14 protein-coding genes are annotated in these 14142 nt (G+C 68.4%); 4 read left to right on the top strand and 10 right to left on the bottom strand.

Going from position 1 to position 14142, the window contains the following annotated elements; all coding sequences use genetic code 11:
• Positions 1-86: 86 nt before the first annotated feature.
• On the bottom strand, positions 87-278 hold the full coding sequence (locus tag Ari01nite_RS13720; protein ID WP_203781591.1) for a hypothetical protein: 192 nt from the start codon (positions 276-278) through the stop codon (positions 87-89).
• A gap of 150 nt (positions 279-428) precedes the next feature.
• Between Ari01nite_RS13720 and Ari01nite_RS13715 the strand changes: the two genes are divergently transcribed.
• The 4 genes from Ari01nite_RS13715 (at position 429) to Ari01nite_RS13700 (ending at position 3575) form a co-directional block, all read left to right on the top strand.
• Positions 429-722 carry a hypothetical protein gene (locus Ari01nite_RS13715; RefSeq protein WP_203781590.1) on the top strand — a complete coding sequence of 98 codons (294 nt, stop codon included), beginning with the start codon at positions 429-431 and terminating at the stop codon, positions 720-722.
• A 224-nt stretch (positions 723-946) separates the two neighbouring features.
• Positions 947-2323, top strand: coding sequence for a glycoside hydrolase family 88 protein (locus tag Ari01nite_RS13710; RefSeq protein ID WP_203781589.1), 1377 nt, complete (start codon positions 947-949; stop codon positions 2321-2323).
• A complete protein-coding gene (locus Ari01nite_RS13705; protein ID WP_203781588.1) occupies positions 2320-3084 on the top strand; it encodes a 3-ketoacyl-ACP reductase in 765 nt (254 codons plus the stop codon). The genes Ari01nite_RS13710 and Ari01nite_RS13705 overlap by 4 nt, the downstream gene beginning before the upstream one ends.
• Positions 3085-3233: 149 nt before the next feature.
• Positions 3234-3575, top strand: a complete 342-nt coding sequence (locus Ari01nite_RS13700) for a nuclear transport factor 2 family protein (RefSeq protein ID WP_203781587.1) — start codon at positions 3234-3236, stop codon at positions 3573-3575.
• A gap of 45 nt (positions 3576-3620) precedes the next feature.
• Here Ari01nite_RS13700 and Ari01nite_RS13695 read toward each other — a convergent pair whose 3' ends face one another.
• The 9 genes from Ari01nite_RS13695 to glgX are packed head-to-tail and all read right to left on the bottom strand — an operon-like array spanning position 3621 to position 13986.
• Positions 3621-4073, bottom strand: a complete 453-nt coding sequence (locus Ari01nite_RS13695) for a VOC family protein (protein ID WP_203781586.1) — start codon at positions 4071-4073, stop codon at positions 3621-3623.
• Positions 4066-5619, bottom strand: a complete 1554-nt coding sequence (locus Ari01nite_RS13690; RefSeq protein ID WP_203781585.1) for a GMC family oxidoreductase — start codon at positions 5617-5619, stop codon at positions 4066-4068. Before Ari01nite_RS13690 ends, Ari01nite_RS13695 begins: the two co-directional genes overlap by 8 nt.
• A gap of 12 nt (positions 5620-5631) precedes the next feature.
• Complete coding sequence (locus Ari01nite_RS13685) at positions 5632-6009, bottom strand: nuclear transport factor 2 family protein (protein ID WP_203781584.1); 378 nt, start codon at positions 6007-6009, stop codon at positions 5632-5634.
• A gap of 19 nt (positions 6010-6028) precedes the next feature.
• Positions 6029-6460 carry a nuclear transport factor 2 family protein gene (locus Ari01nite_RS13680; protein ID WP_203781583.1) on the bottom strand — a complete coding sequence of 144 codons (432 nt, stop codon included), beginning with the start codon at positions 6458-6460 and terminating at the stop codon, positions 6029-6031.
• Positions 6461-6469: 9 nt separating this feature from the next.
• Positions 6470-8155, bottom strand: coding sequence for a thiamine pyrophosphate-binding protein (locus Ari01nite_RS13675; protein ID WP_203781582.1), 1686 nt, complete (start codon positions 8153-8155; stop codon positions 6470-6472).
• A complete protein-coding gene (locus tag Ari01nite_RS13670) occupies positions 8152-8751 on the bottom strand; it encodes a DJ-1/PfpI family protein (protein WP_239162737.1) in 600 nt (199 codons plus the stop codon). The genes Ari01nite_RS13675 and Ari01nite_RS13670 overlap by 4 nt, the downstream gene beginning before the upstream one ends.
• A gap of 5 nt (positions 8752-8756) precedes the next feature.
• Positions 8757-9620, bottom strand: coding sequence for a type 1 glutamine amidotransferase domain-containing protein (locus Ari01nite_RS13665; RefSeq protein WP_203781580.1), 864 nt, complete (start codon positions 9618-9620; stop codon positions 8757-8759).
• Positions 9617-11818, bottom strand: coding sequence for an AGE family epimerase/isomerase (locus Ari01nite_RS13660; RefSeq protein ID WP_203781579.1), 2202 nt, complete (start codon positions 11816-11818; stop codon positions 9617-9619). Before Ari01nite_RS13660 ends, Ari01nite_RS13665 begins: the two co-directional genes overlap by 4 nt.
• A 32-nt stretch (positions 11819-11850) precedes the next feature.
• Complete coding sequence (gene glgX / locus Ari01nite_RS13655; RefSeq protein WP_203781578.1) at positions 11851-13986, bottom strand: glycogen debranching protein GlgX; 2136 nt, start codon at positions 13984-13986, stop codon at positions 11851-11853.
• Positions 13987-14142 lie beyond the last annotated feature (156 nt).

The raw sequence follows: 14142 nt of genomic DNA, 5'->3' as shown, positions 1-14142 counted from the left end.
TTTGATACGCCGGGGCGCTGGCGGGGTCAATGCAGGCGCTTTGATTTGACATTCAGCCATCCCGGCCGTGGCCGGTCACGACGGGATCAGGCGCCGCCGGCCACGTAGATGGAGTAGGTAGTGGTGTCGGTGGTCGTGCCGTCCGCCTTGCGGCCGGTCACATGCAGGGTGTGCGTCTCGAAGTTCGCCGGCGGCGTGTAGGTCATCGACGCCTTCCCGGTGCTGTCGGCCGCGGCGTCCGTCGCCGGGCCGTCGTCGATCCACCAGGAGAAAGACACGCCCGACCGTGACCGGACGGGTCCGCCACACCTCGATGGTCACCGGGACGGAGCAGTCGGTGACGGTCTTCTCGGTCGTCGACAGGTAGGAGCTGTGAACCACAGCACCCTTCAACTTGGTCAGGTCATAGGTGAAGTGGGAGCGTAGGTGTGCGGCCGCTGGGCGTCACCGCCGCGTCGACGACCGTCGCACGCGGGTTCTGCGAGTCCAGACAGGCCCAGCTGGCCAGCGGCACTTCGATCGAGCTGGCGGCCGAGGCCGGAGAACTGGTGGTCACAACAGGGGCGGTGAGGGCAATGCCGCCGACGAAATCGCCGCTCCCCGACGTTTACACGTGGATGTACTTTCCCCCGATGCAGCGCCTCATCGACGGAGCTGCGCGTCATCGCAACGAGGCGGCATTTTGCTGCCTCAGTCGAGGCGCGGCCGGCGACCGCCCGTGAGCGAACCACCACTCAGCGCGCCCGCCGCGCGGTGGGGCCGGGCCCGGGGCCGCTGCGTTCCGATAGCTCGTCAGGCGGCGCCTGGCCCGCCGCGGCGCCCTGCGGCCGGGTCGGATGCGGGGGCTGGGGTGCGTGGTGGGCCAAGTTCGGACCTGCTCTTTTCTTCAGGCAAGCGCTTTCCTATGCTGGTGCGACATCGGCACCGGCATTGGGGAGTCACGGACATGAAGATCGACGACGGGCTTGTCCCGGCGGACCTCTCACCGAAGATCGAACGACTTTGGGAGGCGTCGGCCGCGAAGATCGACTCGATTGAGCGGACCTGTCCGCCCGGGTCGCCATCGCCGGTCTTCACCGTTGCGGGGCAGTACACGGCGCGTGGCTGGACCGAGTGGACGCAGGGCTTCCAGTACGGGTCGGCGCTGCTCCAGTTCGACGCCACCGGTGACGAGCGCTTCCTGGAGGTCGGCCGGGACGCCACCGTGCGGGTGATGGCCGGACATGTCAGCCACATCGGGGTGCACGACCACGGGTTCAACAACGTCAGTACGTACGGGAATCTCTGGCGTTTGATCAACGAGGGGCGAATCCCGGACGCCGACCGGAACTTCTACGAGCTCGCCCTGAAGATCACCGGTGCGGTGCAGGCCTCCCGGTGGCGGACGACGGCGGACGGGACCGGTTACATCTACTCGTTCAACGGGCCGCAGTCGCTGTTCGTCGACACGATCCGGTCGTGCCGGGCGCTGGCCGTCTCGCACCTGCTCGGTCACGTGCTGATGGGCGAGCAGGACGCCCGGATCTCGCTGCTCGGGCGGATCATCGAGCACGCCGCGAACACCGCGAAGTGGAACGTCTTCTACGGCGAGGGCCGCGACTCGTACGACCTCCGCGGCCGGACCGCCCACGAGTCGATCTTCAACGTGAACGACGGTGCCTTCCGCTGCCCCAGCACCCAGCAGGGCTACTCGCCGTTCAGCACGTGGACCCGCGGCCTCGCGTGGGCGATGGTCGGATACCCGGAGCAGCTCGAGTTCCTGGCCACCGTCGCCGATGAGGAGCTTGAGCCGTACGGCGGGCGCGCGGCCGTGACCGACATGATGCTGAAGGCGGCCACCGCTACCGCCGACTTCTACCTGGAGCACACGCCCTCCGACGGCATTCCGTACTGGGACACGGGTGCGCCGGGCCTCGCCCACCTCGGCGACTACCTGGGCCGCGCGGCCGACCCGTACAACGCGCACGAGCCGGTCGACTCGTCGGCCGCCGCGATCGGTGCGCAGGGCCTGCTCCGGCTCGGCCGCTACCTGACCGAGGGCGGGCGGGCCGACGACGGCCGCCGGTACTGGCAGGCCGGACTCACCGTGGCCGCGACCCTGTTCGACGAGCCGTACCTGTCCACCGACCCGGCGCACCAGGGCCTGATCCTGCACTCGGTCTACCACCGGCCGAACGGCTGGGACCACGTGCCGGCCGGGCAGCGGGTGCCGAACGGCGAGTCGAGCATGTGGGGCGACTACCACGCCCGTGAGCTCGCGCTGTACCTGCAGCGGGTGGCGCGGGACGAGCCGTACTACACGTTCTTCGGACCGACCGCGTGAGCACCGCGATCGTCACCGGCGGCTCGCGCGGGATCGGCCGCGGCATCGTGCTGTCGCTGGCCCGGGCCGGGTACGACGTGGTGGTCAACTACGCCAGCAACGCCGACGCGGCGAAGACCGTCGGCGCCGAGGTGGAAGCGCTCGGCCGGCGCGCGCTGCTGGTGCAGGCCGACGTCAGCAAGGCCGGCGACCGCGCCCGGCTGATCGAGGAGACGTACGGTGCCTTCGGCCGTTTGGACCTGCTGGTCAGCAACGCCGGCGTGGCCCCCAACGTCCGTGCTGACCTGCTGGAAGCCGGCGAGGAGTCGTTCGACCGGCTCATCGAGATCAACCTCAAGGGCCCGTACTTCCTGATCCAGCAGGCCGCCAACCGGATGATCGCGCAGGAGCCGGGCGACTCGCCGCCGAAGATCGTCATCATCTCGTCGATCAGCGCGTACACGGCGAGCCTCAACCGCGGCGACTACTGCGTGGCCAAGGCCGGGCTGGCGATGACCACCCAGCTGTACGCGGCCCGCCTCGCCGAACACGGCATCAACGTGTACGAGATCCGCCCCGGCATCATCGCCACCGACATGACCGAGGGCGTGACCGCCAAGTACGACAAGCTGATCTTCGAGGACGGCATCACCCCGATCCGGCGGTGGGGCCAGCCGGACGACATCGGGCGCGCCGTGGTGGCCGTCGCGACGGATCTCCTGCCGTTCAGCACGGGCCAGGTCATCGACGTGGACGGCGGTTTCCACCTGAAGGTGCTGTAACGGCGAGCGGTCCTACCTGGACCCGGGCGGCGTGGGGCGGCACCTTCGATACCGCCTGCCCGGGACCGCGTCCCGAGTATTCTCGACTGGCAGGGCAAAAAGGATACTTGCCGCAAATACCAACGGTCGAGAACGACAAGGAGACCGCAATGGCTACCACCACCATCGCCAACGACTTTCTTGACACGCAGGTCCGGTTGCTGCAAGCCGGCGACACCAGCGCACTCGCCGAACGCTACGCCGAGGACGCCGTCTTCATCCGGTTCGACTTCGAGGCCCGGGGCCGCGCCGAGATCAAGAAGATGTTCGACGGCTACCTGACCGAGAACCCCGAGGTTGGTGACCTGGCCGGTGTGAAGATCACCGAAGACCTCATCCTGTACCAGGCCCCCGAGCGGCTCAACGGCAAGCAGTACTGGGCCGTCGGTACCCTCTATTTCGAGAACGGGCTGGTGAAGCGGCAGACCGCGACGTTCGTCGAGCGGTCCTGACCGATGGCGGAGGCGGCGGGGGCCGGTCCCGGCCCCCGCCGCCTGTCAGGCTGCGGCGTGCGCCGCGGCGTGCCGGTCCAGATGTTCGTCGTCGTGGTAACCCTCGCTCACCTCGACGACCAGGCCGTCCGGGTCGGTCAGCCAGACACTGCGCCAGCCTCGGATGACCTCGTCGAAGCTCAGCGGCCCGAGCGAGACCGGGACGCCGGCGGCGGCCGCCAGGAAGCCGTCCAGGTCGTCGGTCTGGAACGCCAGGTGCCGGGTCACGCCCGGATCCTGCGGGCCGTCCGCCGAGCCCTGCACCCGCGACGGCGCGGTGGACGGGAACAGTTCCAGATAGACGTCGCCCTGCCGCAGGAAGACGATCTCACCGCTGTCCAGCGGCACGACCCGGGCCCGGCGGAATCCGAACAGCCGTTGGTAGAAGGCTTCGGTGGCGGCCTGGTCCCGGCAGTTCAGCGCGACGTGCGACCAGCGGATGACGTTTCCGTCAGCCATGACGTGCCTCCTTGATCAGGTCGGCGGCACGCTCGGCGATCGCGACGACGGCGGTGTGGCAGTTGCCCGACGGCACCGCCGGCATGACGCTGGCGTCCACCACCCGGACCCCCTGCACACCGCGGGCGCGCAGCTCAGGGTCGACGACGGCGAGGTTGTCGATGCCCATCCGGCACGAGCCGGCCTGGTGGTGGTAGCAGTCGGCGCGCTCGCGGACGAACTGTTCGATCTCGGCGTCGGTGCGGATCTGCGTCCCGGGCAGCAGTTCGCCGGTGAGGTGACCCTTGAACGCCGTCGATGCGAAGATGTCGCGGGACAGCTTCACGGCCTCGACCATGCGCCGCACGTCCGCCTGATCGCCGAGGTAGTTCGGGTCGATCAGCGGCGCCGCCAAGGGGTCGAGCGAGGCCAGCCGGATGGTGCCCCGCGACTGCGGGCGCACCACGCCGGGCAGGATCGAAACGGCGTTCGGGTGCTGCTGTCCGACGATGATGTCGAACGGGACGTGCACGAAGGCGAGTTGCAGATCCGGCGCGATCATGCCCGGCTGGGACAGCGCGAACAACGCGGACTCCGACAGGTTCTGCCGGCCGGGCTGCACCGGTTCGGCCGTCTCCGCGATGATGCCGGTGAGCACGTGATTGTGGAAGTTCTCCCCTACCCCGGGCAGGTCGGCCACCACCGGGATGCGGAATCGGCGCAGCTGCTCCGCGGGGCCGAGGCCGGACAGCAGGAGCAGTTTCGGCGACTCGATCGTGCCGAGACAGACGATCGTCTCGGCACGGGACCGCACCTGCCGGACGCCGGGCTCCGCGGGTGAGGCGCCGCTCAGCCGCCGGCCCTCCGCCGTCGGGGCGGCCGGCGCCTGCTGCAGGTAGCGGGTCCCGACGCAACGGGTGCCCTCAAAGATCAAATTCATGGCGTACGCGTCGGTGCGCAGCGTCAGGTTGGGCCGGTCCAGCACCGGTTCGAGGTAGGACTTCAGCGCCCCGCGCCGTTCGCCGTCCTTGACATCGATGTGGTGCCAGCCCGCACCGATCATCTCCGGCCCGTTGAAGTCCGGGACCTCGCGGTAGCCCAGCTCCCGGCAGGCGTCGATGAATACCTGCGACATCGGGTTCGGTTGATGCCGGCCGGCGTTCGTCACGACCTGCGGGCCTTCCAGCCGCGCGAAGTACGGCTCGAGGTCCGCGTGCGACCAGCCCGCCGCACCCTGGTACGCCCAGTTGTCGAAGTCCGAAGGATGCCCGCGTACGTGCATCATGATGTAGAGATTGCTGCTGCCGCCGGGCAGCTTGCCGCGCGGCTCGTAGACCTGCCGGCCGCCCAGGCCGGGCTGCGGCACGGTCTGATATCCCCAGTCCACAGTGCTTCCGAGCAGGGTGTACCACAGTGGGGCGGCATCCACGTTGGCGGGCACGAAATCGCTGCCGGCCTCCAGCACCAGGACCTGGACGTCGGGGTTCTCGGTGAGCCGGTGGGCCAGTACCGAACCCGCGGTGCCACCCCCGACGATCACATAGTCGTATTCCTCGTCGCTCGTCACGGTGTGTTCCCCCTAGGCGGTCGTCTGCAACGCCGCGCGGAACGGCTGCGTGTCGTGGAAGTTGGCCATGTAGGTGATGGCACCGTCCACGACCCGGAAGTAGTTCATGACGTCGGCCTCGATCCGGCCGCCCCCGGGCGTGACCGCGGAGATGTGCGAGACCACCGCGGCCCGGTCGTTCTCCACGATCAGTTCCTTGGGCTGGTTGCGGAACGACGCGTACATGCCGGGGAAGCCCGCCATCATCGCGCGCAGCTTCTCGCGGCCCTCCACGTGCCCGGCGAGTTGTTCGTCCATCACCTGGTCCGCGGCGAACAGGTCGCACCAGGCGTCCCAGCTTCCGGCGTTGGCCAGTTCGTAGTACCGCGTGACAACAGCTTTGGTATCCACGGTGCCTTCCTTCGGGCGGTTAGAGGGTCGCTGAGCCCGGCATCGGCTCCAGCCGGTCGACGACGTACGTCTTGAGCTTGATCTTGTCGCCGGGCGCGGCAACCAGTTGCCAGCTCTGATAGGCGTCGAAGCCCAGCCATTCGCTCTTGGCGGCCGGCGGATTCCAGATCCGGGCCTGCCAGTTGACGACGACCGAGACGGTCGCGCCGCGCTCGTCGAGCGCGGTGATGTCCACCGAGGTGACGGTGTGCTTCTCGTCGAAAAAGCGGTTGGTGACGGTCTTGTACCAGTCGGAGAAGCCGGCGTGCCCGTGGGCGGTCGCCTCCGGGAACCGCATCTCCAGGCCGTCGTCGAGCAGGTACGGCAGCACCTTGGCGAGTTCGTCGTGCCGGTCCAGCGCGCGGTACCACTCGGTGACCAGCGCGCGGATGCCCTCATCGGTCAATGCCATCGCGGTCTCCTATCCGGGCACTTCGCGGTCGAGAACGACTTCGAGCAGGTACGGGCCGTCGTGGCCGAGCATGGCGCGGACCGCCTGGTCAACCTCCCCGGGCTTGCTGACCTGCATGCCGGGTACGCCGAGAGCACCGGCCAGCGCGACGAAGTCGATGGTCGGCTCGTGCACGTCGAAGAAGGGCGGGAACTCGCGATCGCCGGCCGCGGTGTCGCCGTCCTGCCAGTAGCGCACCAGATTTTCCTTGAGCAGCCGGTAGCTGGAGTTGTGGCAGACCACGAACTTCGCGCCGATCTTGTGGTGCGCCGCGCTCCACAACGCCTGGTATGTGTACATCGAGCCGCCGTCACCGCTGAACCCGACCACGGTCCGGCCCGGGTGGGCGAGCTTCAGGCCCACCGCCCCGGGCAGGCCGACCCCGAGGGTTCCGCCCGGGGTCTGGAAGAAGTGACCGGGCCGTTCGGGCGTCACCCACCGGGTCAGCTCGGGCGAGTTGGTCAGCGCCTCGTCGAAGACGATCGCGTCGGACGGCAGCTGCTCGGCCAGGCGGGCCGCGACCACCGACATCCGCATCGGCGTCTCCTCGCGCCGGGCCTCGTCGGCCTCGCGCGCCCGGCTGCGGGTCGTCGCGCTGTCGCGGCCGTGCTGGTCGGCCCGTTTCGTCGCGGCGGTGCGCTGCGCGGCGGTCATGGCCTTGTCGAGCGAGGCGGTCAGCGCCTCGAGCGTCAGCCGCGGGTCGCTGACCATGCCGATCGTGACCGGGTGGTTCTTGGCGATGGCGGCGGCGTCGAGGTCGATGTGCACGACCGTCGCGTCCGGCCGGAACGGGTTCGCGGTCGCCCCGAACACATCGGGGAAGACGTACGTCCCGCACACCACCACGGCGTCGGCCCCGGCGACGATCGCGGCGCTGTCCGTGCCGAACATGTGGCCGGTGAGGCCGGCGTAGAGCGGGTGGGTCCACGGCATGATCAGCTGCGACGCCATCGCGCCCCACACCGGGGCGCCCCAGGTTTCCGCGAAGCGGACCAGTTCGTCGACCGCCCCGCTGACGGCGACGCCGTCACCGGCGAGAATCACCGGCTTCTTCGCCCCGGCGAGCAGCCGCGCGGCCGCCTCGACCGCACCGGGCTCGGGGGCGACCCGGGTGTCCGGCACGACGGTCGGCAGCACCGGCTCGGCGTTCAGCTGATCGAGGACGTCCTGCGGGACGGCCAGGAAGACCGGCCCGCACGGTGGTGTCGACGCGACCTTGTAGCAGCGACGCAGCAGCCGGACCAGGCTCGCCGGGTGGATGGCCCGGGTCGCGTACTTGGTCACCGGGCGGGCGATGTCGACGAGGTCCGCCGCCATGTGCGCCTCCAGCGCGTCGTAGGCGACTCCGGCCTCGCCGGCCATCACCACCATCGGCGTCTGGCGGTGCAGCGCGTGGTAGAGGCTGCCGACCGCGTTGCCCAGTCCCACGCCGCTGTGCAGGAGCACCACGCTGGGCTTGCCGGTGGCCTGGGCGTAGCCGTCGGCGGTGCAGACCAGGGCCGCTTCCTGCAGTCCCATGACGTACTGGATGTCGGGGAACCGGGTGATCTCGGCGAGCAGTCCCTCCTCGCTCGAGCCGGGATTGCCGAACAGATGGCGAACGCCGTCGGCGCGTAATTGTTCGAGCAGCCGCCGGTGGCCGGTGACCTGGGTCATGACCGCCTCCCCGCGCCGACCGGCTCCCGATCCCCGGAGAGACGTTCGATCAGAGTGCGGGCGAACGCCCCCGCCTGCGCCCCGGTCCGGCCGGTCACCAGATCGTCGTCGACCACCACGTCGGCGTCCTCGTAGCGGGCGCCCATGTTGAGGGCGTCGCCGTACAGGTTGGGGTGGCAGACCAGCCGGCGCCCGCGGATCAGCTCGGGGGTCCGGGACATCAGCCACAGCCCGTGGCAGATGATCCCCTTCACGATGCCCGGCTCGGCGAACGCGCGGCGCATCAGGTCGGTCGCCGGCGGCAGCTCGGCCAGGTTCTCGCTGTACCGCAGCCGGTCGGAGACCATCGCCGACGGGATGATCAGCGCCGAGTAGGAGCGCAGCGTCTCGTCGTCCATGTTCTCGAAGCTCTCGGTGCAGACGAACGGCGCCTTGTACTCGTGCCCGGTGAAGGTCAGCGACGGCTGTCCCCACAGGCGGGTGAGGAAATGGACCTCGGCGCCCTCTTCGGGGAACCGGTAGTTGTAGTACCAGATCTCGTGCTCGTAGAAGTCGCTCTCGAGCAGGATCCCGATCTTCTTGCCGGCCAGCCGCATCCGGGTCACCAGCCGTATCGGCGCACGTTGTTGTCGAGGACGTCGACCAGCGCCCGCCCGCAGCCGACCGAGGACTCGGTCGACCGGGCGGTGATGAACGGGTAGTCCACGATGACCGACTCGTTGTGCCCGACGTTGCCGATGAACTCGCCGTCCGGCCCGACCGCGTCGCGCAGGATGAACTCGAGCGGATAGGCCGGCGGCCCGAAGTTGATGTAGCCGTCACCGAAGCCCTTGTTCGAGCCGTCGATCGCGTGCGGCCCCTCGTAACCGGTGCCGTCGTGGAAGTCGTAGTCGATCGGGTGACCGGTGACCCGCTTGCCGCGGATCAGGCTCAGCTTGCGCAGCGGGTCCCGGGCGAAGGCGAGAGTGGCGACGCCGTAACAGACCGCCGCGACCGGCCGGTCGAGCCGGACGAAGCCCTGGACCAGCTCGTGCAGCCGCTGGTTGTTGGCCAGGTCGACCATGGCGCCGCTGCCGCCGACGATGACCAGCGCGTCGTAGGCGAGCAGATCCTGGGTGACGATCCGCTGCACGGCGTTCCAGTACGCCTCCATGTCGCGCAGATAGGTCGCCGAGCTCGGGTACGGCCGGGCGGGTACCCAGTCGGCGAGATTGCGCGGCTTGTCCAGCCGGTGCGACGCATCGAGGTCGCGGGTCTTCTTCGCCATGTCCTTGGCCACCACCGACTTGCCCTGCGGCGGGTCGACGAAATCGACGGCCATGCTGACCGCGAGCGGGGTGGGCCGGGCGCCGGTGGGGGTGAGGAACTCCACCTCGTAACCGGCCTTGTCGCAGGCCTCCAGCGGGCCGATCAGCTCCTCGCCCCAGTAGCCCCACTCGGAGACCGCAATGAGCACCTTGGTCATGACCGACCGCCTTTGCGTCCGCGGGCCGGGCGTGCGCCGGCCGTGGCCAGTTCCTGATAGAGCTCGCTGTCCTGAAGTTGCTGCGCCACCTGACCCTTGGCGCCGGTGATGTCGAGCGCGAACTCCCGGTGCTGCTTGGTCAGCGCGAGATAGCGGACCGCCTGCGGGTCGAGATAGACCAGGTCGGTCATGTCGATGCTGATCGTGCCGCAGCCCGCGGCGAGCGCGGCCTCCACCTGCTCGAACAGCACGGACAGATCGGCCGAGGTGAGCGTGCCGAGCAGCGAGATCTGCGCGCGGCCGCCGGTGGTGTCCAGCGTGTCGGCGCTGAAGTCGACCGAGACCGGGAGGATCCGCACCCGTACCACCTGCTGCTCCTGGCTTTTCGGCAGCCGCACGGTCAGCGTGTCGGCATCGAAGTCACGGTGCTCGTGACCGTTGACCCACACCTGGGCGATCTTCACGCTCTTCGGCGGGAGCAGGTCGGGCGACACCCGCAACACCCCGTTGAACGCGCCCGGCTGCGGGTGGAAGTAGAAGTCCATCGGATTGCTGTTGGACAGCAGGTTGCCGTAGACGGCGGCGAGGAAGGCCAGTTCCGCGCTGTGGTACATGGCCATCGAGTGCGAGCCCTTGCTGCGCTCGCCGCCGAGGGCGAACGGCATGCCGTTGGCCAGGACGTTGAAGTAGACGCCGCCAGCGCCGGTGTCGAGCATCCAGGCGTTGTAGAACGCCGCGCTCTCCCGGGCCTGCTTGGCATACTCCGGCTTACCGAAAACCCCATTCAGGATCAGGTACGCGAGAATGCCCTGTTCCTGCTGCCACCAGGCTTTACGGTCGTGCCACACGAGACGGTGGAACTTCTCGCCCGGTGCGGTCACCCGCTCGACCATGTCGTACCAGCCGCCGCGCTGCCGGTCGCTGCCGACGCCGGGCATCAGGTCGGCGATCTTCTCGGCGAACTCTACGTACTCGGCCTTGGGCCGGGCGCTGTTGACCCGCATCAGGTTCCACGCGATCTTCAGGTTGTGCCCGACGATCGCCCGGTTCTGCTGTGAGCCGTAGTGCTGGTCCTTGCTCCAGTCGCCGAAGAACTTCTCCTGGACGAACGGGCTGTTCGCGTAGTCCGGGAAGTGCTTGGTGATGGTGTCGCACTGATCTTCCAGCATGTCGGCGTACCGTTGTTCGCCGGTAGCCAGGAACAGATTGATCAGGTACGCCGGGATGTGGTCGCCGACCGAGTTCCAGTTCTTCCGGTCGCGGTTGGTGCGCGGGCCGTCGTCGAGCGCCGGGCTCAGCGGGTCGAACGTCACCGGGTCGATGTGCGAGTAGTAGCCGCGCCGCGGCGTACCGTCCGAGAAGTTGGTCTTGTCCTTGAAGTACTTGTCGAACAGGTTGACCGTCAGGTCGATGATCTCGCGGAGCTTCGGGTCGCCGGTGATCCGGTAGACCTGGGTGAGGCCGGCCAGCGCGTAGATCTGCTCGTAGCACGGGATGGCGTTGTAGTCGTCGCCGAACTCGGACGCGAGGATCTTGCGCTCGGTGCCGTCGGGCTCGATAACCAGGGCGTGATACCAGTACGCGACCTCCGCCGTCCGGTCCACACAGCACAGGTGCTCGATCAGGTAGCGCGCCCCGGCGGACGCCGCGTCGAGATACCGCTGCTTACCGGAGAGCAGGTATGCCGTGGCCAGTCCGTAGACCAGGCGGGAGATGGTGTCGGTCTCCTGCCTGGTCGACGCGGTGGCGGTGCCCAGCATCGTCAGGTCGGTGCGGTAGTTGCGGTAGTCGAACGTGGTGGCGCCCGCACCGAACTCGGAGTCGAGGTAGAAGTCGGCGATCTTGACGATCTGGCGCTGCCACCAGTCCTGGGTCTCGAACCGGTACTCGTCGGCTTCCTTGCCGAACAGCGTGATGTGTTTCGCCTCGAAGGCCGTCCCGCCCGCCTCGGCCGGATAGAAGACGCCGTACGCGTGAATGAACCGGCCCGGCTGCATGAGCCCGCGCAGCTGCGCGGTGGCGTCGATGTACGCCTCGCCCAGGTTGCGGATCATCTCGCCGACGGTGTTCGAGGTGATCTTGACCGAGTAGGGCCGGCCGTCGGAGGTATGCAGCTCCGCGATGTCGGTGTCCGGGTCGTACCCGGTGAGGTAGCCGGCGATGAGATCCGAGAACGTGAAGTCCAACGCGTTGGACACAGTGCCTCCAAAGGCCTGGCGCGAGAGGTTGGTCAGTAGGGCTGGGAAACGAGCACCACGACGCTGCGACCGGGAACCGAGCAGGTCGATCCGTCGACGGGCTGCTCGGCGCCGGGCTCGACGATGTCGGCGGGCGACGGCAGGGCGGTGTTGATGGCGGTGGCCCACCGGTGGCCGGGGATTCCCATCAGCTCGAAATCGAGCGGCTCCCAGTACATGTTCATCATCAGGTGCAGGTCGGGCTCGGCACCTTCCCCGCCGAGCGTGCAGGACAGCGCCCGGGTGTTCGGATCGTCCCAGTCGGGGGCGCCGAGCTTGGTGCCGTGCCAGGTCAGGTCCGGAACGCCGCGGCTGTTGGACAGTCCGTTGTAGAACTCCCGCCGGCGCAGCACCCGGTTGGCCGCGCGGAACGCCAGCAGCCGCTGCCAGAAGCGCAGCAGCGCCGGATTGGCGTCGACCAGCTTCCAGTCGAACCAGCTGATCTCGTTGTCCTGGCAGTAGGCGTTGTTGTTGCCCTGCTGGGTCCGGCCGATCTCATCGCCGGCGACCAGCATCGGCACCCCCCGCGACATCATCAGCAGGGTGGCGAAGTTGCGGATCTGGCGCTCCCGGAGCGACCGGATGCCGGCGTCCTCGGTCGGCCCCTCCTGCCCGCAGTTCCAGCTCATGTTGTCGTCGTTGCCGTCGCGGTTGTTCTCGCCGTTGGCCCAGTTGTGCTTGTCGTTGTAGGACACCAGGTCGGCCAGCGTGAATCCGTCGTGGCAGGTGACGAAGTTGATGCTGTTGATCGGCCGGTGACCGCGGGCCTGGTACAGGTCGGCGCTGCCGGCCAGCCGGGTCGCCACCGCGCCGGCCACCCCGGGCTCGCCCTTCACGAAGCGGCGCATCGTGTCGCGGTACAGGCCGTTCCACTCGGCCCACCGGTAACCCGGATACCGGCCGACCTCGTAGGCGCCGGCCGCGTCCCAGGCCTCCGCGATGATCTTGGTGTCGGCCAGCGCGTCGGACAACTCGATCTGCCAGATGGCGGGCGGTTCATCGAGAATCGCGCCGCCCGCGCCCCGGCTCAGCACCGCCGCCTCGTCGAACCGGAACCCGTCGACGTGCATCTCCCGTACCCAGTACTCCAGGCAGTCGACGACCAACTTCGTGACGATCGGGTGGTTGGCCATCAGGGTGTTGCCGCAGCCCGAGTAGTCGTAGTAGTACTGCGGGTCGGCCGGGTCGAGGTAGTAGTAGTTGCGGTTGTCCAGGCCGGCGAAGGAGAACAGCGGACCGAGGTGGTTGCCCTCGTCGGTGTGGTTGAACACCACGTCGAGGATCACCTCGATGCCGGCTCGGTGCAGCGCCTTCACCATGTCCCGGAACTCGCGGACGTGCTGGCCCAGCTCGGGAGTGGTGCAGAAGCCCGCGTGCGGGGCGAAGAAGGCGGCGGTGCTGTAACCCCAGAAATTCGTCAGGGTGCGGTCGCCGACGGTGCGCACCTCGCTGTCGTCGAAGTCGAAGACGGGCAGCAGTTCCACCGCGGTGATGCCGAGTTCCTTGAGGTACGGGATCTTCTCGACGACCGCGGCGAAGGTGCCCGGATTCTTCACCCGCGCACTCGGCGACCGGGTGAACCCGCCGACGTGCATCTCGTAGATGACGAGATCCTCCATCGGGCGGTTGAGCGGCTGGTCGTTCTCCCAGTCGTAGTCCGCGAGGTCGACGACGGCGGACCGCAGGGAGGTGGCCACGTTGTCGCCGGGCACGCATGCCGATCCCCGGTCCCACAACGTCCGGTCCAGGCCGCGCGCGTACGGGTCGATCAGCACCTTCCGCGGGTCGAACCGGTGACCCTCGTGGCGGGCCTGGTCGCCTTCCGGCCCGAACACCCGCACCGCGTAGAACACCGGCGCCTGCAGACCCCGCACGTATGCGTGCCAAATGGCGAAACTCCGGTTTTCCTCCGGGTCCAAGGTGATTGTCTGGAACGGCTCGGTCGCGTCGTGCGTGTCGAACAGCAGCAGTTCGATTCCGGTGGCGTATTCGGAAAAGAACGCGAAACTGATGCCGCCGGCGTCCGGATGCGCCCCCAGCGGATGGTGACGACCGCGCTCGACGACATACGAATTCGGGCTTTTCGTGGACTTCTTCGACTTCGGCAGGGTGAGAGCCTGAGCCTTCATGAACACATCCTGAGGCTGTACGTGATGGCCCGCGGAAGGGCGCGGCCGGGCTTCAATTCGCAACAGCAGAAATTGCGTCAGGACCTCGTGGGTCCGGGCCTCGCATCGACTTGGCCAGCGTAGGTGAGTGATCGCCCACGCCGCTGCGGTTCGGCG

Source organism: Paractinoplanes rishiriensis (genome assembly GCF_016862375.1).
Classification (GTDB): domain Bacteria; phylum Actinomycetota; class Actinomycetes; order Mycobacteriales; family Micromonosporaceae; genus Actinoplanes; species Actinoplanes rishiriensis.
This window is presented reverse-complemented; position numbering and strand designations above follow the sequence as displayed.

Excerpts from the sequence above, each read along its gene's own strand:
- Ari01nite_RS13665 (WP_203781580.1), bottom strand. The coding sequence starts at position 9,620 with ATGACCAAGGTGCTCATTGCGGTCTCCGAGTGGGGCTACTGGGGCGAG.
- Ari01nite_RS13710 (WP_203781589.1), top strand. The coding sequence starts at position 947 with ATGAAGATCGACGACGGGCTTGTCCCGGCGGACCTCTCACCGAAGATC.
- Ari01nite_RS13680 (WP_203781583.1), bottom strand. The coding sequence starts at position 6,460 with ATGGCATTGACCGATGAGGGCATCCGCGCGCTGGTCACCGAGTGGTAC.
- Ari01nite_RS13670 (WP_239162737.1), bottom strand. The coding sequence starts at position 8,751 with ATGCGGCTGGCCGGCAAGAAGATCGGGATCCTGCTCGAGAGCGACTTC.
- Ari01nite_RS13675 (WP_203781582.1), bottom strand. The coding sequence starts at position 8,155 with ATGACCCAGGTCACCGGCCACCGGCGGCTGCTCGAACAATTACGCGCC.
- Ari01nite_RS13695 (WP_203781586.1), bottom strand. The coding sequence starts at position 4,073 with ATGGCTGACGGAAACGTCATCCGCTGGTCGCACGTCGCGCTGAACTGC.
- Ari01nite_RS13700 (WP_203781587.1), top strand. The coding sequence starts at position 3,234 with ATGGCTACCACCACCATCGCCAACGACTTTCTTGACACGCAGGTCCGG.
- glgX (WP_203781578.1), bottom strand. The coding sequence starts at position 13,986 with ATGAAGGCTCAGGCTCTCACCCTGCCGAAGTCGAAGAAGTCCACGAAA.